Raw genomic sequence first — 20,003 nt, 5'->3', positions numbered from 1 at the left:
TGCTGCAATTCAGGCAGCGGCCGAAACCACCCTGTTGCGGCCCGAGGTTTTGGCCCCGTAGAGAGCTTCGTCAGCACGTTTGAGGAGATTCTGGACGCTGTCTTCCTTGGGTAAAACGCTGGCAATGCCGATGCTGATCGTCACTGGAACGGTCGTCCCGCTTTGATTTATGATGAATTGCGTCGATGCCACTTCGCGTCTGATCCGCTCCGCTACAATAGCCGCAAGCGTGGCATCGGTGTCAGGCATGACAATGAAAAACTCCTCGCCACCATAGCGGCTGGCCAAGTCACTACCGCGAACATTGCGGCGCAGGCGGCGGGCAAACTCGCGCAGAACCTCATCGCCACCATCATGACCGTGGTTGTCATTAATCAACTTGAAGCGGTCGATATCCGTCATCAAAATCGACAGCGGCCGCCGGCGCTCTACGGCACGCTTGAACAGCGTGGCGAGATGCGTCTCAAGGTAGAGCCGGTTGTGCAGCCCGGTCAGACTGTCGGTAACCGCCATTTCGTACGTCTTGACGACGCTGGCGCGCAACCCGTCATGGTACGCTTTGCGCCGCAATTGCGTACGCAATCTTGCCAGCAGTTCGTTCGGATTGAGCGGCCTTACGACATAGTCGTTCACACCAAGTTCCAGGGCACGCCTGATCAGCGTTTCTTCGCCATGATCGGCCACGAGGATGATCGGCAGCGAACGTGTGTTGTCCAGTGATCGCAATTGGGCACAAATGCGCAGGGGATCGAAATCGGAAAAGTTGGAGGAAATGATCAGACAATCGTGATTGCCTTGAATAGCATCAAAGAATCCCGTTTGCGGATCGATCTGGACGTCGACCATACCTTCATCCGAGAGGATGCGCTGGATACGTTCGATGCTTTCAGGCCGTTCATCGATCAGCAGGATGCGCGCATTCTTTGCAATCCCCGTGCCGTCCACCGGAAACCGCAGAATCGACTCCAGTCCGACATCGCGGGTTGTCGCAACGCGCAACCGCAACTCGTCGGTCAGGTTTTTCAACCGGACAAGGCTCTTCACGCGTGCAAGAAGTTGCAAGTCGTTCACAGGTTTGGTCAAGAAATCGTCTGCCCCGAAATTCAAGCCGGTGATCCGGTCAGAATCCTGATCCAGTGCCGTCACAAGGATAACCGGGATGTGGGCGGTGGAGGGCCTGGATTTCAGTCTGCGGCAGACTTCAAACCCATCCATTCCAGGCATCATTACATCGAGCAGAATCACATCGACATTGCTGTTTTCGCAGATATCGAGCGCTGCATAACCATCCATGGCGGTCACGACTTCATAATATTCCGCGCTCAGCCGCGCTTCCAGCAGCTTCACATTGGCAGGAACATCATCAACAACAAGTATGCGGGCCGTCATATTTCACTCCGGTAAAACTGACGGTCAAGCGTCGCCAAGATAGGATTTTATGGTTTCGATAAATTTTGGCACCGATATCGGTTTCGAGATGTAGGCTTCGCACCCCCCTGCCTGATACGTTCCTCATCGCCTTTCATCGCAAATGCCGTGACTGCGATGATCGGGATGACGTGCAGGTCATCGTCCGCCTTCAGCCACTTGGTAACCTCCAGCCCCGAAACTTCCGGTAACTGGATGTCCATGAGAATGAGGTCCGGCCGATGCTCCCGGGCAAGATCAAGTGCTTCCAGCCCGTTGCGAGTGCGAATGGTTTCGTAGCCGCTGGCTTCAATAAGATCGCGGAAGAGCTTCATGTTGAGCTCATTGTCCTCGACGATCATCACTTTCTTTACCATTGGCGATATCCTGTTGATCATGCTTGAAGGCGCACGCCACCCTGTCAGAATTCGGGGGACAAGGGTCAGGCGGCAGCCCCAACTGTATGGATGTATTTGATAACCTGTGATGATTGATGAAAAGGTAACTCTTCAGCTCAATCAGGAAATGCCGCTGATCATGTTTAACCAAGGATTTATTGAACATCTTCTTTTGATGATATTCAACTAGCAGTAGCGCTTTTGGCTGGAAAAAGACGAGTAAGATTATCAAATTCAATTGTTGTTGCGCGCTGCCGCAATCAGCGCCCACCGTGAATGGACTGACAAAGTGAAGAATAATATCAACCTCGATGACGCCAATACGTTGGCAATCAATTCGCTGGTGTTTCTTGCCGCGGACAGCGAATTGCTTTCCCGCTTTCTTGCCTTGACCGGCATCAGTGCCGATCAGATCCGTGCAGCGGCCGGCGAACCAGGATTTCTGGCGGGCGTTCTCCAATTCTACCTTGGGCACGAGCCGACATTGATGCGCTATTGCGATGCTACCGGGACAGACCCTGCTGTCTTCCAGGAGGCCCTGCGGCTGCTTCCTGGTGGCAGGCAGGAATCCGATTGAACGGTTGAAAGAACCCGACAGGATATTGCAAGCGTCAGTCGGCTCCGTTAGGGTCAACGTGTTCCTTTTATGTTCCGAGCATCATGGCGCCCCTCAACGACCCGCGATTTGGCTTTTGCCGTGACTGTCTGGCCGCTCAGACGTCAGATGGGCGACGTTGCCGTGTTTGCGGAAGTCCGCGGCTGGTCCAGCATCCTGAACTTTATCGCCTTAGCATCGCCCATGTGGATTGCGACGCATTCTATGCTTCGGTGGAGAAGCGCGACAATCCGGAGCTGCGCAACAAGCCGGTCATCATCGGCGGTGGCAAACGTGGCGTTGTTTCAACGGCTTGCTACGTTGCGCGCATCCATGGTGTGAAGTCTGCGATGCCGATGTTCAAGGCGTTGGAAGCGTGTCCGCATGCAGTCGTCATCAAGCCCGATATGGAGAAATATGTACGGGTGGGCCGGGAGATACGGCAGATGATGCGCGACCTGACCCCGCTGGTCGAACCCTTGTCGATCGATGAAGCCTTTCTTGATCTATCCGGGACCGAACGTCTGCACCAGGATCCGCCAGCTCGTGTCATGGCGCAATTTTCCAACCGGGTCGAAAGGGAAATGGGGCTGTCGGTTTCGGTGGGGATTTCCTACTGCAAATTCCTGGCAAAGATCGCATCCGATTTTGACAAGCCGCGCGGTTTTGCCATTATCGGTGAAGAAGAAGCCCTCGCCTTTTTGGCTGACAAACCGGTGACTATGATCTGGGGTGTCGGCAAAGCGTTCAATGCGATCTTGGAGCGGGATGGCATCCGAACCATCGGACAATTGCAGACGATGGAACAGGGTCCGCTCATGGCGGCATATGGCACAATGGGCCAGCGGCTCTATCGCCTCTCGCGTGGTCTCGATACGCGCCGGGTTGAGCCTGAAAGCGAGAGCAAAAGCGTTTCGGCAGAAACGACCTTCAATGACGACATCGCATCCCTGGATGAACTTGTGCCGATTCTGCGTTCACTGTCTGAGAAGGTCTCCCATCGTCTCAAGGCTGCGGACATTGCCGGTCGCACGGTTGTGCTGAAGCTGAAGTCCCGCGACTTCAAACTTCGGACGAGGAATCGCCAGCTGACCGACCCGACCCAGCTTGCCGACCGCATTTTCCGCACTGGGTTCTCACTCCTCGAAAAGGAAATCGATGGGACCCGGTTTCGCCTCCTCGGAATCGGTGTCAGTGATCTCAGCGACGATGGCAGGGCCGATCCGCTCGATCTGGTTGACATACAGGGGACTAAACGTGCGGTTGCGGAAACGGCCATTGACAAGCTCCGCGGGAAATTCGGCAACAACGCCGTCGAGACCGGCTATACGTTCGGTAAGTTCAAATCTCGAACAGAGAAATTTCCGGATGAGACAGATTCAAACGAGACCGGCTGACATTCACACCAATCTCGCCAAATATGGCCCAAGAACGGGCGATTCTGGCCCAAGAATTTCTACCCGGCATTGCAGTCTGGATGTAGCCGGTTGAAATTTCCGGCCTCATCCCATCTCCACTTCAACGATGCCGGGAATGGCCTTCATGGCGCTGGCGATTTGCGGCCCGACACGGTAGCGGTTTGGCAATTCGATTTCGACTTCCGTCGCACCATTTTCCTTTATTAGGATCAGGCTCACGACCTGACCGTCATTCTGGGGCGCCAGGTAGGGGGTAATGGCGCTCAGGGGCTCGCTGGAGCGCATATAAAGGCGCAGGGCTTTCTGCATGCGCGTCGCCTCATCTTCGAGCGATTGGGCGGTCTGGATGCGTAGACTGATCCCCTCCGGCCGATCTTCGGCGCCAACCGTAACGACGACCGACCTGCCCGGCTCCAACAGATCGCGATACTGCGCCAAGGCTTCCGAAAAGAGCACCGCTTCGAATTGTCCTGAAGCATCAGAGAATTGGATGATACCCATCTTGTTGCCGGTCTTGGTCTTGCGCTCCTGCTTGGCTGTGATCGTACCGGCGAGACGCCCGGCATTGGCGCCGCGCTTCACGGCAGCCGAGAACTCTGCCCAGGTTTGCACCCGCATCTTTTCCAGGATCGGGCGATATTCATCGAGCGGATGCGCCGAGAGGTAAAAGCCAGCCGCTTCGAATTCCCGCCGCAACTTTTCCGCTGAAAGCCAGGGTGCTGCCGCAGGAAGCTGTATGGTCTGGACCCCGCCGCCCGCCATTCCTCCAAATATGTCCGCCTGACCGCTGACGCTGTCCTCTTGCGTGCGCTGTGCGTGGCCGATGATGCGGTCGAGCCCGGCAATCAGCGCTGGCCGCTCGCGCCCAAAACAATCAAAAGCCCCAGCATTTATAAGGCTTTCGAAGACGCGGCGATTGACGACGCGCGGGTCGATCCGCTCGCAGAAATCCTCGAGGCTGGCATAAGGCGTCGCGCCGCGCTTCTCGACAATATGGTCGACGGCAGCCTCGCCAACGCCCTTGATGGCAGCCAATGAATAGAAGATGCGGTTTTCTCCCACCTCGAACAGCCGGTAGGAGGTGTTGACCGATGGCGTGACGACTTCGATGCCCAACCGCACTGCTTCACGGCGGAAATCGTTGAGCTTGTCGGTATTCGACATGTCGTATGTCATTGACGCAGCAAGGAATTCGACCGGATAATGCGCCTTCATGTAGGCGGTCTGAAAGGACACGATTGCATAAGCGGCGGCGTGCGATTTGTTGAAGCCGTAGTCGGCGAATTTGGCGAGAAGGTCGAAAATGAAGTTGGCTTGCGGCTTCGTTACACCGCGTTCGACCGCACCGTCGACAAAGCGCACCCGCTGCATGTCCATTTCGGCACGGATCTTCTTGCCCATCGCACGGCGTAGAAGATCGGCTTCGCCCAGCGTATAGCCGGACATTTCCTGCGCAATCTGCATCACCTGTTCCTGATAGATGATGACGCCTTGGGTCTCCTTGACAAGATGGTCGATTTTAGGATGGATCGAAGCCATCTCCTCGTCGCCATTCTTGCGCGCATTGTAAGTGGGAATGTTCTCCATCGGACCCGGTCGATAGAGCGCTACGAGCGCAATAATGTCCTCGATCCGGTCGGGCCGCATGCCAATCAGGGCTTTGCGCATGCCGGTGCTTTCCACCTGGAACACGCCAACCGTTTCGCCGCGCGAAAGCATCTCGTAGGTCGGCTTGTCATCAAATGGCAAATTGGAAAGGTCCACGGTAATGCCGCGCCGCTTGACGAGATTGGCGGCCGTCTGAAGCACGGTCAGCGTCTTGAGACCGAGGAAGTCGAACTTAACCAGCCCCGCCTCTTCCACCATCTTCATGTTGAACTGCGTGACCGGCATATCCGAACGCGGATCGCGGTACATTGGCACCAGTTCCGACAATGGCCGGTCGCCTATGACGATGCCCGCCGCATGGGTTGAGGCGTGGCGATAAAGCCCTTCCAGCTTGAGCGAGATATCCAGCAGCCGTTCCACCACCGGCTCCTTGTCACGCTCCTCACGCAGGCGTGGCTCGTCCTCGATCGCCTTGGACAGTGTGACCGGGTTGGCAGGGTTGGCTGGGACCATCTTGGTCAGGCGGTCAACCTGGCCATAGGGCATCTCAAGTACCCGGCCAACGTCGCGCAGCACAGCGCGCGCCTGCAGCGTTCCAAAGGTAATGATCTGCGCTACCTGATCGCGGCCATATTTGCCTTGAACGTAGCGGATGACTTCGTCGCGCCGGTCCTGACAGAAGTCGATGTCAAAATCGGGCATCGAGACGCGGTCCGGATTGAGAAAGCGTTCGAACAGCAACGAGAAGCGGAGTGGATCGACGTCGGTAATGGTCAGCGCATAGGCGACGAGCGAACCCGCTCCGGAACCACGCCCAGGACCCACGGGGATATCATGGGCTTTCGCCCATTTGATAAAGTCGGAGACGATGAGGAAGTATCCCGGATACTTCATCCGGGTAATGATGGATATCTCGTATTCGAGACGTGTCGCATATTCTTCACGGGTGTGGCCGCCGGCTAGCCCCAGCATATCAATGCGCTGCGCCAGGCCCTCACGCGCCTGACGTGCCAACTCATCCGCCTCAGCTTGAAGCGCCGCATCCGGATCGTTGCTCTCGCCGGTAAAGCGCGGCAGGATCGGTGCACGGTTCTTGGGGTAATAGGAACACCGGAGGGCAATTTCGACGGTATTCTCCACCGCCTCGGGCAAATCAGAGAATAACTGTACCATCTCGTCTTCGGTTTTGAGATGGTGGTCCGGCGTCAACCGTCGCCGGTCATCGATTGACAGTAGCGAACCTGCGGCAATCGCCAGCAGGGCATCGTGCGCTTCGTAATCGGCACTCTTGGAAAAGAATACATCATTGGTCGCCACCAACGGCAATTCCAGTTCGTAGGCGAGTTCGATCTGAGTTGCCTCCAGGGCACGGTCATAGCCGCGATGGCGTTGCAATTCCACATACAGCCGGTCACCAAACAATGATTTGAGATAGCTGAGCCGCTGCCGCGCTCGATCGATTCGGTCATCCTTGATTGCCTTGGCTATGGCACCTTCCGGCCCGCCGGACAGGACGATGATGCCATCGGCGCGGCCGGGCAACCAGGCGGACGTCATGTGAACGGGATCGCCCGCGGGCGTTTCCAGATAAGCGCGGCTGACAAGCCGTACCAGGTTGGCATAGCCCTCCTCGGTCGCAGCAAGAAAAACAAGCGGCGCCAGACCCAGCGCCTCGCGCCGGTTGGCGCTGCGGCTCTCCTCGGCCTGATCATGGAAGGCTATGTCAAGCTGGCAGCCGATTATCGGTTGCAAACCCGCCTTTGACCCCTTCTGCGCGAACTCCAGCGCGCCAAAGAGATTGTTGGTATCCGTGATAGCGACCGCCGGTGCCTTGTTGGCGACGGCGAGATCGATGACTTTTGCAACCTGCAAGGCACCTTCAAGCAGCGAATAGGCGGAATGGACCCTCAGGTGAACGAAGCGCAACGCTTGTCGGGTTGAGTCACCTATCCCGCCGCTAACCTGCCCGTCTGCCAATTTTTCATCTCCGAAAACCTAGACGGAGAAAACGATTCACCGCGTTGCCATAGTCCGACATGCACGCAGAAGTGTCCACTTGAATTGAACTTTTAACCTGCTTCAATAGTGGATAGTGGACGGGACCCCATAATTCGGAAAGCTGAATCCTGTGGTCCCGCAGTTTTTAGATTGCACTGACCCACATCGCGAAAGTGGCAATGAACAGGCTGACTGTAACGAATGACATAACGTCCTGGAAAAGTTCGCTCATCGGTAAAACCCTTCTTCGTTGTCTCTATGTATATGTTTTGTTCTGTTTTCGTTCTAAAGTCAAGCATGCCAAAGCTCCCCTTGGCGCTATGGTTTTTGAAATGTTAACGGAAGGGAAAAACGGAGAGAACGCGATTGATCAGAGGTTGGTGATCTTGCCGTCCTTGAGCGTGACGCGCCTGTCCATACGGCGCGCAAGTTCGAAATTGTGGGTTGCGATCATCGCGGAAAGTCCCGATTGACGCACCAGCGCTTCCAATGCTTCGAAGACATAAGATGACGTTACCGGGTCGAGATTACCTGTCGGCTCATCGGCCAAGAGTACCAATGGAGCGTTGGCGACTGCGCGGGCAATCGCCACGCGCTGCTGCTCACCGCCGGAGAGCTCGCTGGGCCGGTGCGAGGCGCGAGCCCCAACTTTCATATAGTCAAGCAACTGCTGCGCGCGCTCGGATGCCACGCCGGGCTTCATTCCGCGTATCATTTGCGGCATCATCACATTCTCAAGCGCAGAAAATTCCGGCAGAAGGTGATGGAACTGGTAGACAAAGCCGATATCGTTGCGGCGGATAGCCGTACGCTCCTCGTCCGAAAGCGATCCGCAGGAACGGCCGTCGAGAATCACATCGCCGCTATCCGGTCGCTCAAGCAACCCCGCCGTATGCAGCAATGTGGACTTACCTGCGCCAGAAGGCGCGACAAGTGCCACCATCTCACCTTTGCCAAGTGAGAAGCTGGCGCTGTCAAGAATGACCAGTTCGCGGCCAATCTCATTGTACCGACGACCGACGCTCGTCAGTTGAAGAATTGCCCCTGCCGCCATGTTATTCATACCTCAAAGCTTCAACTGGATCGAGCTTGGCAGCGCGCCATGCGGGAAAGAGTGTTGCAAGAAACGATAGAACAAGCGCCATGAGGATAACTGAAAAAGTTTCATTGAAATCCATCTTCGCGGGCAAAGTGCTGAGAAAATAGAGCTCCGGATTGAACAGCGTCGTACCGGAAATCCAGGAGAATAGCTCTCTGATGCGCTCGACATTGAGACAGACGACCACACCGAGGAGTACACCCGCGAGTGTTCCGGTAAAGCCGATGGCCGCACCGGTCATCAGGAAGATGCGCAGGATGGAGTTTCGCGTCGCGCCCATGGTCCGGAGAATGGCGATGTCATGTCCCTTGTCTTTCACGAGCATGATCAAACCGGAGATGATGTTTAGCGCCGCTACCAGGACGATCAGCGTCAGGATCATGAACATGACGTTGCGTTCAACCTGCAGCGCCGAGAAGAAGGTCTGGTTGCGCTGACGCCAATCCGTCAGCATAAGTGCCCGTTGGGACGCCTCTTCAATTGGTTTCTTCAACGCATCCACATTGTCCGGATTATCAGCGAAAATCTCGATCGACTGAACTTTTGCCTCTTGATTGAAATAGAGCTGCGATTCTTCCAGCGGCATCAGCACAATCGAGGCATCGTATTCGGACATGCCGATCTCGAAGATCGCAGTCACCGGATAGGATTTGACGCGCGGGGCCATACCGAGTGGCGTCACGTCGCCATCCGGGGAGATCAGGGTGAGCTTATCGCCGAGCCCCAAGCCCATATTCTCCGCCATTCGGGTGCCAATAGCCACGCCGCCACCGGTATTGAAGCCCTCGAACGTGCCCTGACGAACATTTTTCGCGACGAGCTGCAGCTTCGCGATGTCTTCCTCGCGCAGGCCGCGCACCAGAGCGCCACTGCCCGCACCGACATTGCCCTTTGCGAGCACCTGCCCCTCAATCACCGGAATCGCAAAGGAGACCCCCGGAACAGCATCGATACGCTTGATCACCGAATCATAATCATCGAGCGGCCGATCCATCGGTTGCATGATGATATGGCCGTTGATGCCCAGTATGCGGGTTAAAAGTTCACTGCGGAAGCCATTCATCACAGCCATGACGATAATCAGCGTCGCAACGCCCAGCATGATTCCGGTAAACGAGAAACCGGCAATCACCGAAATGAACGTCTCCTTGCGCCGGGCGCGCAAATAACGCCAGGCAATCATTCTTTCATAGGCTGAGAACGGTTTGGAACCGGATGTCGCGGTGACGGCCTGTTCGGTCATAAAGGTCCTGCGAGCTTGTTGATTGCAGCTTCAATACTCAGCGATTCACGTGCGCCGGTTGCACGATCCTTGAGCTCCACCTCACCGGCAGCGACCCCGCGTGGTCCGACAATCACCTGCGTCGGCAGACCGATGAGGTCCATCGTTGCAAACTTTGCGCCGGGGCGGTCGTCCGTATCATCGAGCAGCGGCTCAAGCCCTGCATTCGTCAGCGCTTGGTAAAGCTTGAATGAGACTGCATCACAGCTCTCGTCGCCGGGCTTCATGTTGACAATGCCTGCGCCAAAGGGCGCAACCGCCTTTGGCCAGATGATACCATTCTCATCATGCGACGCTTCAATGATCGCAGCAATGACGCGTGAAGGCCCGATACCATAGGAACCCATTGATACCAGGTGATCCTTGCCGTCTGGACCGGTTACTTTTGCACCCATTGGTTCAGAGTATTTCGTGCCGAAGTGGAAAATATGACCAACTTCAATGCCGCGCGCAGCGAGCTGGTTGGATGGATCGACCTTCCCCCATGCTGCCTCATCATGCATTTCGTCGGTCGCCGCATAGGGCGTGGTCCAACGCGAAACAATATCAGCAATCTGGGTGTTGTCATCGAAATCCGTATCCGGTCCGGGGACCGGCAGGTCGAGATAAGCGCGATCGCAGAATACCTGGCTTTCACCAGTATCAGCGAGAATGATGAATTCATGACTGAGTTCGCCGCCAATGGGACCCGTATCAGCGCGCATCGGAATCACTTTAATCCCTAAACGGGAGAATGTGCGAAGATAGGCGACAAACATCCGGTTATAGGCGGCTTTGGCGCCCTCGAAATCGAGATCGAACGAATAAGCGTCCTTCATCAGGAATTCGCGCGAGCGCATGACGCCGAAGCGTGGGCGGCGTTCATCGCGGAACTTCCACTGTATGTGATAGAGATTGAGCGGCAGATCCTTGTAGGACTTCACGTAAGCCCGGAAAATCTCAGTGATCATTTCCTCATTTGTGGGACCGTACAACATTTCACGATCGCCGCGATCCTTGATGCGCAACATCTCGTCGCCATAGGCATCATAGCGGCCACTTTCACGCCACAGATCAGCGGATTGGATGGTCGGCATGAGCAATTCGATCGCGCCGGAACGATTCTGCTCCTCGCGAATGATGTTGCTGACCTTGTTGAGGATGCGCAGGCCGGCCGGCAGCCATGCATAGATACCAGCCGATTCCTGACGGATCAGACCGGCACGCAACATCAGCCGATGCGAGACGATTTCCGCCTCTTTGGGGTTTTCTTTGAGGATAGGCAGAAAATAACGGGAAAGCCGCATTGAAGATCACCAAATTGAACACTGCCTGCGTGCTTGAAGAATCAGGCAAAACCAAGTGCAAAGTAACGCATAACCCCAAAAATCATCTTCGATTTTTGGAAAGGATTGTGCCGCCACTCAAAAATGTTACTGCGTCCCTATCGCGTCCAGAAGGACAGGGGAACACAGTAATGTTTCATACCGGCTTCACAGCTGATTGGAAACCCGCAACTGGAAATGAAAAACCCCGCAAATCGTTGGAGATTCACAACGTTGCCAGATTTGTAAGCAAAAAGTGATGGCAACGAATATTTTTCGTGACATTTCGAAGGCAGTCCGCTATTTTTTTAATCATAAGGAGAAAGTAAGAAAAATTCTGCTTTCCTACGCGGTCAAAGTCTTGGGAGGATGTGACCTGTGGCGCGGTAATACGCAGCCGCCATGAAAATGGATCGGGTCAGACGCGATCTTAAAATGCAAGGTGAAAGCCTTGCATTTTTTTTGTCTTTATTTTTCTATTCAATAGTTTACATGATTTTTCTGAACTGATTTGTACGACCGCGCCAGAAATATTCTTTGCCAATGATCCAGGATCAACATGCTTTTCGACTACAGCACTCATCTTCGCAAAGATCTCCCGAAGCATTTCAGTGTTCCCTTCCGGCAAAATTTGCTGGCTAACGAATGTAAGCAGAATCGACGGCACGTACCATCCGGTGATGTTTTACACTCGGCTGGGGACCGCAACTTATTTCAGTTGCGGGAAAAACACCGGAATGTCATCGACGCCGTAGCCCAGTTTCTGGTTCACGATATAAAAGATAGCAAAGATAATCGCCGAGATAATTGTTGTTAAGAGAAACACCCGGCCCATGCGATGTTTGTGCGGAGCACTTGCCGGTGTTCCGAGGGTCACATCTTCTTCTTCGCCTTGCGTGCGCAAACCGATCGGCAGCATGGTGAAAAGTGTCAGCCACCAAAGAATGAAATAGACTGCCATAGCGGTTGCGATAGGCATTTATGCTTGCTCCAACTCAATCAGGGTCCCGTTGAAATCCTTCGGGTGAAGAAACAGCACGGGCTTACCATGCGCACCGATCTTTGGCTCACCATCCCCAAGGATGCGGGCGCCCTGCTCTTTTAGACGATCGCGTGCCGCAAGAATATTGGGCACTTCGTAGCAGACATGATGCATGCCACCAGAAGGGTTCTTGGCTAAAAACGCCGCAATCGGTGAATCGGCACCGAGCGGCTCCAGCAGTTCGATCTTGGTATTGCCGAGGTCGATAAAGACCACGGTGACGCCGTGCTCCGGCAGGATCTGCGCTTCGGTCAGCTTCGCGCCAAGCGTGTCCCGGTAGATCGCGGAAGCCGCGGCCAGATCGGGCACGGCAATCGCCACATGATTCAGTCGACCAAGCATCATTTACCTCAAGGACGGGTCACGAACACAGTAACAATGGGCTTCTTGCCCCAAACCTCATTCGCCGCGGCGCGCACTGCCCGGCGTACCGCCTCGCGCACCATACTCAAATCCTTGCGCTTTTCACGTGGGATGCTCTGAACTGCGCTCACTGCCGCATCGTAAAGCAAATCTTCGAGAAGCTCGCCCTCGTGATCATTCTCAGGAAGCCCGAACGGAACCACTTCCGGGTCTTCGATGATATTGTATCTGTCGTCGAGCAGCATCGAAACCGCAACATGCCCGACATAGGAAAGCTTGCGCCGATCGGCGATACCGACTTCTTCTTCGTCACCAATGAGCTTGCCATCTTTGTACAGGCGTCCAAAAGGAGCCTGGTCGATGATTTCCGCCCTGCCCGGTGCCAATCGAAGCACATCGCCGTTGCGCACCTGTGGTACTTCCGGAATTCCCGCCATCGCGGCCAACGAGCCCTGACCCACGAGATGCGCTGCCTCACCGTGGACGGGAACAAGAATGCGCGGACGCACCCATTCGTACATGCGTTTTAGTTCATTGCGGCGCGGGTGGCCGGAGACGTGTACCAAAGCGTCACCGTCAGAAATGACATGAATACCCTGTTCGATCAGGAGATTTTTCGTCTCGATGATTGGCTTTTCATTGCCCGGGATAGGACGCGAGGAATAGATCACCGTGTCACCAGCGGACAATGCAACACTGCGCATTTCATCTCGGGCCAGCTTTGCCAGTGCGGCGCGCGGCTCACCCTGGCTGCCTGTCAGAATGATGACGATATTCTCGCGCGGAATGAACCCATAATCGTCTTCGGAAAGGAATTCCGGGACGCCGTCAAGATAGCCAAGTTCACTGGCCACATCGATCATGCGCTTCATCGAGCGGCCAAGCACGAGAACCTGGCGCCCCGCATCGCGGGCCGCCAACGCGATCGAGCGAATACGCCCGACATTGGACGAGAAGGTGGTGATAGCGACGCGACCCCGAGCCTTCTCGATGATCTCCCGCAGACTCTCGCCGACTTCCCGCTCGGACGGGGATTCGCCATCGCGCAGGGCGTTGGTGGAATCGCACATCAGGGCCAGCACACCTTCGTCGCCAAGCGCACGGAAACGCGCTGCGTTGATGAGCGGCCCGAGTGATGGTTCAGGATCCATCTTCCAGTCGCCCGTATGAATGACTGTGCCGAGCGGCGTCTTGATTGCCAGCGACATCGGCTCCGGAATCGAGTGCGTAACGGCGAGCGCCTCGAATTCGAACGGACCGACATTGAAGGTTTCACCGGCACGATAGATGGTCACCGGAATGTTTGGGGCTCCCGGTTCCGACTGGCGCTTTGCTTCGAGCAAACCGGCTGTGAAAGGCGATGCGTAAACCGGAACGTTGAGCAGCGGCCAAAGATCGAGCAAGGCGCCATAATGATCCTCGTGGGCATGCGTAATCACAATGCCCTTGAGATTGTTCCGCTCCGCCTGCAGGAAGCGAATATCCGGCAATACGAGGTCGGCACCAGGGAGGTCTGGACCGGCGAAGCTTACACCCATATCAACCACGACCCATTCACGCTTGTGCGCTGGACCATAGCCGTACATGGCCAGGTTCATCCCGATCTCACCAACCCCACCCAACGGAAGGAAAACAAGTTCCGCTTGATCGGAATTTGCCATTTATACTCCTAAAACTGAACTTTATTCAGCGCTTGCCGATGCAACTGCACCAAAATGGACGTCACCGGCGGCAATTTTCACCCGCTCTCCATCATTGTCGCGAATAACGAAGCGGCAGTCCTCGTCAATCGTTTCGAATATACCACGCAGGATGTTCCCGTCGACCCGCACCGCGACTTCGCTGCCAAGCCCAGCAGCGCGCGCGAGCCAGCGTTTGCGTATTGCCGCAAGTCCACGTCCTTCGCTCCAGATGCGGCTATTCTCTTCCCAGGCATCGGAGAGCGCCAAAAACAATGTTTCGGCATCGCAATCAGCGCCGAGGCGCATCAGCGATGTTGCGGGATAAGGAACATCGTCGGGATAGGCGACAACGTTGACGCCAATTCCGATGACGATTGCAAAACGATTGTCCGGCAACTGCGTCGATCTGAGCAAAATGCCAGCGAGCTTTGCGCCACCCGCCAACAGATCATTCGGCCATTTGAGTTCGACACGCAGTGCCGATTTTCCGGATCCAGCACTTCCTGCTCCGTCAAGGCCAACTGCAAATTTTGCCGCTGGACCGACAGCATCCAATGCGTCGGCCAGCGAAAGCCCAGCAACGAAACCGAGAGTAGCCGCTGTCTTCAGCTCGAAGTTCCCGGTAAGGAGTAACGAAGCAGCAAGATTGCCGTGAGATGTGGCCCAGGCACGACCACGGCGGCCGCGACCGCTTTCCTGTTTCTTGGAAACGATCCACAATTTTCCCGGGTCACCCGCCTGCGCTCGCTCCAACGCTTCTGCGTTGGTTGAGCCGATGGACTCAAAGGCTTCCAGCCGGAACCCATTTTGCTGTGCCAAAGGCGAGAGTGAGAATCCCATTGCTCAGGGTTCCCGGCCTTAGAAGAAGGTCTTGGCAGCGGCTTCCGCATATGTGCTGACGGGTCCGCCGATCAGAACATAGAAGAGCACCAATAGGCCGGACACACCAAGAACGAGGCGCAATTCACCCGATACTGGAACAAAAGCACCTACCGGTTCATCGAACCACATGATCTTGATAATGCGAAGATAGTAGAATGCACCAACTACCGAAGCCACAATACCAATGATGGCCAAAGCGTAAAGGTTGGCCTGCATGGCAGCGAGGAAAGTATACCACTTCCCCCAGAAACCGGCGAGCGGTGGGATACCGGCGAGGGAGAACATAAGGATCGTCAGAATTGTCGCCATGACCGGGTTGGTGCGCGACAGGCCGGCGAGGTCACCAATCTGCTCGACATTCCCGTCCTTGCGACGCATCGCGAGAATGAACGCAAAAATGCCAAGCGTAGTAACCAGATAGATCAGCATATAGATCGCAACGCCGCGCACGCCAACCACCGTCCCAGCTGCGAGACCAACGAGTGCGTAGCCCATATGGCTGATCGAAGAATAGGCCATCAGGCGCTTGATGTTGCGCTGGCCAATCGCAGCGAATGCCCCCAGAACCATCGAGGCGATCGCGATGAAAACAATGATCTGCTGCCAGTCGCGAGTGATCGGCTGGAACGTCTCGACCGCCACCCGCGTCAGCAGCGCCATGGCTGCCATTTTCGGCGCGCTGGCAAAAAAGGCGGTGACCGGTGTAGGGGCCCCTTCGTAAACGTCCGGTGTCCACATGTGAAAGGGCACCGCCGAAATCTTGAACGCAAGCCCGGCAAAGATGAAGACGAGCCCGAAGACGACACCAAGCTGGCGTTCCTCGCTCCCGAGCGCCTGCGCGATTGCCTCGAAACCGGTATGACCGGTAAATCCATAAATCAGTGAAATGCCGTAAAGCAGCATGCCCGACGATAAGGCGCCAAGTACGAAGTATTTCAAGCCAGCTTCCGTCGAACGGATATTATCACGATTGATGGCAGCGACGACGTAGAGTGCAAGTGATTGCAGCTCCAGACCCAGGTAGAGGGACAGCGTGTCGTTTGCCGAGATCATCAGCAACATACCTAAGGTCGACAGCAGGATCAGAATAGGAAATTCGAACTTGTCGAATTTCTCCGCCTTGGCGAAACCCGCCGACATGACAAGCGTCACCACTGATCCGACCAGGGTCAGCACCTTCATGAAACGCGAGAATGGATCGCTGACAAAAGCGCGCCCGAAGACGTGACCATCCTGCGGAAAGAGAACGACCAGGGCCAGCGCTGCGAGCAGGAGGGCAACTGCAAGCCCGCTAACCAGCGCATTTGCTCTTTCACCGGAAAACGCCCCGATCATCAGCAGAGCCAGTGCGCCTACTGTAATCAGCAGTTCAGGAGCCATAAGCGTCAAGTTGGGAATCATGTCGGTTTGGCCTCTTCCTGCTATCTCAGCGCCAGAGTGGCAGCCGAAGACAGCGCGTTATTATATTGATTGATCAGGGCGTGGACAGAGCTTGCCGTCGCATCGAAGACAGGCATCGGATAAACACCGTAAAAGATGGTGAGAACCACCAACGGATAGATCACAGCCTTCTCGCGCGGCGACATATCAAGAAGCGATTTCAGGTTTTCTTTGTCAAGCGTACCGAATATGACCCGGCGATAAAGCCAGAGCGCGTAGGCAGCGGAGAAAATGACGCCGCTGGCGGCGAACAGCGCGACCCAGGTATTGACACGGAAGACACCTACAAGGGTGAGGAATTCACCAATAAAGCCGGAGGTACCTGGCAGGCCAACATTGGCCATGGTGAAGATCATGAACACCACGGCATATTTCGGCATGTTGTTGACGAGACCGCCATAGGCCGCAATCTCACGTGTATGGGTGCGGTCGTAGACGATACCGACGCACAGGAACAGCGCACTCGATACAAGCCCATGCGAGAGCATCTGGAAAATTGCCCCTTGAATGCCCTGTTCATTGGCCGCGAAGATGCCCATCGTGACATAGCCCATGTGGGCCACGGACGAATAAGCAATCAGCTTCTTGATGTCCTGCTGCATCAGCGCAACGAGCGACGTGTAGATGATGGCGACGATCGACAGCGTGTAGATCAGCGGAGCAAAATCCGCCGAAGCGATGGGGAACATCGGGATTGAGAACCGGATGAAACCATAGCCGCCGAGCTTCAACAGAATGCCGGCCAGAATTGCCGAGGCAGCCGTCGGCGCTTCAACGTGCGCATCCGGCAGCCAGGTATGTACCGGCCACATCGGCATCTTGACTGCAAATGAGGCAAAGAAAGCCAACCAGAGCCAGGTCTGCAGCGACGTCGGAAATTTATAGGCAAGCAACGTCGGAATGTCTGTCGTACCAGCCTGCCAATACATGGCCATGATGGCCAACAGCATCAACACCGATCCAAGCAGCGTGTAGAGGAAGAACTTGAAACTTGCATAGACACGGCGCTTGCCACCCCAGACGCCAATAATGATGAACATCGGGACCAGGACAGCTTCGAAGAACACGTAGAAAAGGACGATGTCGAGCGCACAGAACACGCCGATCATCAACGTTTCCAGAACCAGAAAGGCGATCATGTATTCCTTGACGCGGTTCTGAATCGCTTCCCAGCTCGCCAGGATGCACAGTGGCATAAGGAAGGTGGTGAGGATGACGAACAGCATCGAAATGCCATCGACGCCCATGTGGTAGGAAATACCTGAATCAAGCCAAGGTGCCTTTTCGACAAACTGGAATCCAGCTTGGCCATTGTCGAAATAGTACCAAATCGGCAGCGAAAGCAAAAAAGTGACGATCGTCGTCCATAGCGTCACATTGCGGATGTTACGCCGTGCAGATTCACCATCATCCCGGATCATCAGGACGAGGAAGGCACCGACCAATGGCAGGAAGGTAACTGTCGAGAGAATTGGCCAGTCGGTCATCAGAAGTTGCTCCCGAGCATCATCCACGTGACGAGCGCGGCGACCCCAATGAGCATCGCGAACGCATAGTGATAAAGGTAACCGGTTTGCAGGCGCACCACCCGGTTGGTGACGTCAACGACACGCGCCGAGATTCCGTCCGGACCATGGCCGTCGATCAGCCAGCCATCGCCCCGCTTCCACAGGAACCGGCCGAGAGCCTTGGCCGGACGCACGAACAGGAAGTCGTAGAGCTCGTCGAAATACCACTTGTTGAGCAGAAACTGGTAGAGGCCAGGATGCTGCGCAGCAAGGCGCTTCGGCGTCTCGGGTGATCGAATGTAGAAATACCAGGAAACGATGAACCCTGCCGCCATTGCGAGGAACGGCGACATCGCCACAAGGAACGGCACATGATGATGCTCTTCGAGGATCTCATTCTCCGGACCCGTAAAGATCGCACCCTTCCAGAACTCGGCATATTCATGTCCGAAGAAATATTCATGGAAGCCGACACCGGCAAACAACGCGCCGAATGCCAGAATAAACAACGGAACCAGCATGACATAGGGCGATTCATGCACGTGGTGCATAACATCATGGCTCGCACGCGCCTTGCCATGGAAGGTCATGAAAATCAGGCGCCATGAATAGAAGCTGGTGAAGATGGCCGCGATAACGAGAAGGATGAAGGCATAGCCCGCAACCGGACTGTGCGAAGCGTAAGCGGACTCGATGATCATGTCCTTGGAGAAGAACCCGGCGGTACCAATCAGTGTTCCCGGAATGCCAAGACCCGTCAGCGCGACGGTACCGACGACCATCAGCCAGTAGGTCTGAGGGATCAATTTGCGCAGACCGCCCATGTGGCGCATGTCCTGTTCATCGGATACGGCGTGAATGACGGAGCCCGCTCCAAGGAACAGCAGGGCCTTGAAGAAGGCGTGTGTAAACAGGTGGAAGATGCCGGCACCATAAGCACCGAGACCAAGCGCAACAAACATGTAGCCGAGCTGCGAACAGGTTGAGTAAGCGATGACGCGCTTTATGTCGTTCTGGACGAGGCCAACCGTTGCAGCAAAGAATGCCGTGGTCGCACCGATAAAGGTGACGAAAATCAAGGCGGTATGCGACAATTCGAAGATTGGCGACAACCGCGCAACCATGAACACGCCGGCGGTCACCATCGTCGCTGCGTGGATCAGCGCCGAAACAGGTGTCGGGCCTTCCATCGCGTCCGGCAGCCAGGTGTGCAACAGGAACTGTGCCGATTTGCCCATCGCGCCCATAAAGAGCAGCAGGCAGGCAATTGTGATCGCACCCTGCTTGTCGAGCGCATAGCCCAGGAAATTCAGAACGGTCTGACTGCCCTCAGTTGCACCCTCGGCCGGAAGATACTGCGCAGCGGAAGCAAACAGCGTGTCGAACTGGACGGTATCAAACAATACGAACAGCGCGAAAATGCCGAGCAGGAAGCCGAAATCGCCGACACGGTTGACAACGAAAGCCTTGATGGCGGCGGCGTTTGCCGAGGGCTTCTTGAACCAGAAGCCAATCAACAGATAAGAAGCAAGGCCCACGCCTTCCCTGCCGAAGAACATCTGAACGAGATTGTCGCCGGTCACAAGCATCAGCATGGCGAAAGTGAAGAGCGAAAGATAGGCGAAGAAGCGCGGCCGATCGGGATCGTGATGCATGTAGCCGATCGAATAGGTATGGACGAGTGCCGAGACCGTGTTGACGACGACCAGCATTACCGCAGTCAACGTGTCGATGCGGAGCGCCCAGTCGAAGCTTAGCGAACCGGACTCTACCCAGTGCATGACCGGCACCTTGAACGCTTCACCATGGCCCAGCGCCACAGTCCCGAACGCGATCCAGGAGAGGACTGCACAGACGATCAGCAGTCCGGTCGTGACATACTCGCTCGCTTTCGCCCCGATTGACGACCCAAACAGGCCCGCAATCAGAAAGCCGAGCAGCGGAAGGAAGACAATCGCCAGATACAGCATGCCCCCG

General features: G+C 55.6%; 15 protein-coding genes and 1 pseudogene. 3 read left to right on the top strand and 13 right to left on the bottom strand.

The features are described from left to right. Nucleotides 1-9: 9 nt before the first annotated feature. Both N8E89_RS15040 and N8E89_RS15035 read right to left on the bottom strand, forming a co-directional pair. A complete protein-coding gene (locus N8E89_RS15040) occupies nucleotides 10-1,389 on the bottom strand; it encodes a PleD family two-component system response regulator (protein ID WP_112759898.1) in 1,380 nt (459 codons plus the stop codon). Between the two features lie 24 nt (nucleotides 1,390-1,413). Then, a pseudogene (locus N8E89_RS15035) lies at nucleotides 1,414-1,784 on the bottom strand (response regulator). A 310-nt stretch (nucleotides 1,785-2,094) separates the two neighbouring features. On the opposite strand from N8E89_RS15035, the gene N8E89_RS15030 reads away from it, so the two are divergent. Both N8E89_RS15030 and N8E89_RS15025 read left to right on the top strand, forming a co-directional pair. Beyond that, nucleotides 2,095-2,382 (top strand): DUF3572 domain-containing protein, encoded by a 288-nt coding sequence (locus N8E89_RS15030; protein WP_112759966.1) that lies wholly within the window; start codon nucleotides 2,095-2,097, stop codon nucleotides 2,380-2,382. Between the two features lie 83 nt (nucleotides 2,383-2,465). Beyond that, the gene (locus N8E89_RS15025) at nucleotides 2,466-3,797 is read left to right on the top strand and encodes a DNA polymerase IV (RefSeq protein ID WP_106665051.1); all 1,332 of its coding nucleotides are present in this window, start codon (nucleotides 2,466-2,468) and stop codon (nucleotides 3,795-3,797) included. Between the two features lie 105 nt (nucleotides 3,798-3,902). Here N8E89_RS15025 and dnaE read toward each other — a convergent pair whose 3' ends face one another. From dnaE to proS, 4 genes are all read right to left on the bottom strand, one after another. Further along, nucleotides 3,903-7,376, bottom strand: a complete 3,474-nt coding sequence (gene dnaE / locus N8E89_RS15020; RefSeq protein WP_410010380.1) for a DNA polymerase III subunit alpha — start codon at nucleotides 7,374-7,376, stop codon at nucleotides 3,903-3,905. 418 nt (nucleotides 7,377-7,794) lie between these two features. Next, nucleotides 7,795-8,478 carry an ABC transporter ATP-binding protein gene (locus N8E89_RS15015; RefSeq protein WP_106665050.1) on the bottom strand — a complete coding sequence of 228 codons (684 nt, stop codon included), beginning with the start codon at nucleotides 8,476-8,478 and terminating at the stop codon, nucleotides 7,795-7,797. A gap of 1 nt (nucleotide 8,479) precedes the next feature. Next, the gene (locus N8E89_RS15010) at nucleotides 8,480-9,766 is read right to left on the bottom strand and encodes a lipoprotein-releasing ABC transporter permease subunit (protein ID WP_106665049.1); all 1,287 of its coding nucleotides are present in this window, start codon (nucleotides 9,764-9,766) and stop codon (nucleotides 8,480-8,482) included. Next, nucleotides 9,763-11,091 carry a proline--tRNA ligase gene (gene proS, locus N8E89_RS15005; protein ID WP_262260388.1) on the bottom strand — a complete coding sequence of 443 codons (1,329 nt, stop codon included), beginning with the start codon at nucleotides 11,089-11,091 and terminating at the stop codon, nucleotides 9,763-9,765. The genes N8E89_RS15010 and proS overlap by 4 nt, the downstream gene beginning before the upstream one ends. Here proS and N8E89_RS15000 point away from each other — a divergent pair. Continuing rightward, nucleotides 11,091-11,369 (top strand): hypothetical protein, encoded by a 279-nt coding sequence (locus N8E89_RS15000; RefSeq protein WP_106665047.1) that lies wholly within the window; start codon nucleotides 11,091-11,093, stop codon nucleotides 11,367-11,369. The two genes, proS and N8E89_RS15000, sit on opposite strands and share 1 nt — an antisense overlap. Nucleotides 11,370-11,818: 449 nt before the next feature. Here N8E89_RS15000 and N8E89_RS14995 read toward each other — a convergent pair whose 3' ends face one another. Genes N8E89_RS14995 through nuoL form a run of 7 tightly spaced genes read right to left on the bottom strand, consistent with a single transcriptional unit; the run spans nucleotide 11,819 to nucleotide 19,996 of the window. Next, nucleotides 11,819-12,088 carry a DUF1467 family protein gene (locus N8E89_RS14995; RefSeq protein ID WP_106665046.1) on the bottom strand — a complete coding sequence of 90 codons (270 nt, stop codon included), beginning with the start codon at nucleotides 12,086-12,088 and terminating at the stop codon, nucleotides 11,819-11,821. After that, complete coding sequence (gene mce, locus N8E89_RS14990; protein WP_262261921.1) at nucleotides 12,089-12,493, bottom strand: methylmalonyl-CoA epimerase; 405 nt, start codon at nucleotides 12,491-12,493, stop codon at nucleotides 12,089-12,091. A gap of 8 nt (nucleotides 12,494-12,501) precedes the next feature. Next, nucleotides 12,502-14,175, bottom strand: a complete 1,674-nt coding sequence (locus tag N8E89_RS14985) for a ribonuclease J (protein WP_106665044.1) — start codon at nucleotides 14,173-14,175, stop codon at nucleotides 12,502-12,504. A gap of 21 nt (nucleotides 14,176-14,196) precedes the next feature. Then, on the bottom strand, nucleotides 14,197-15,036 hold the full coding sequence (locus N8E89_RS14980) for a biotin--[acetyl-CoA-carboxylase] ligase (RefSeq protein ID WP_262260386.1): 840 nt from the start codon (nucleotides 15,034-15,036) through the stop codon (nucleotides 14,197-14,199). A gap of 18 nt (nucleotides 15,037-15,054) precedes the next feature. Then, complete coding sequence (gene nuoN, locus N8E89_RS14975; protein ID WP_106665042.1) at nucleotides 15,055-16,479, bottom strand: NADH-quinone oxidoreductase subunit NuoN; 1,425 nt, start codon at nucleotides 16,477-16,479, stop codon at nucleotides 15,055-15,057. Nucleotides 16,480-16,499: 20 nt separating this feature from the next. Beyond that, nucleotides 16,500-18,005 (bottom strand): NADH-quinone oxidoreductase subunit M, encoded by a 1,506-nt coding sequence (locus N8E89_RS14970; RefSeq protein ID WP_106665041.1) that lies wholly within the window; start codon nucleotides 18,003-18,005, stop codon nucleotides 16,500-16,502. Beyond that, complete coding sequence (gene nuoL / locus N8E89_RS14965; RefSeq protein WP_262260383.1) at nucleotides 18,005-19,996, bottom strand: NADH-quinone oxidoreductase subunit L; 1,992 nt, start codon at nucleotides 19,994-19,996, stop codon at nucleotides 18,005-18,007. The genes N8E89_RS14970 and nuoL overlap by 1 nt, the downstream gene beginning before the upstream one ends. Between the last annotated feature and the right edge of the window lie 7 nt (nucleotides 19,997-20,003).

This window comes from Phyllobacterium sp. A18/5-2 (genome assembly GCF_025452215.1).
In the GTDB taxonomy this organism is placed as follows: Bacteria; Pseudomonadota; Alphaproteobacteria; order Rhizobiales; family Rhizobiaceae; genus Phyllobacterium; species Phyllobacterium sophorae.
This window is presented reverse-complemented; position numbering and strand designations above follow the sequence as displayed.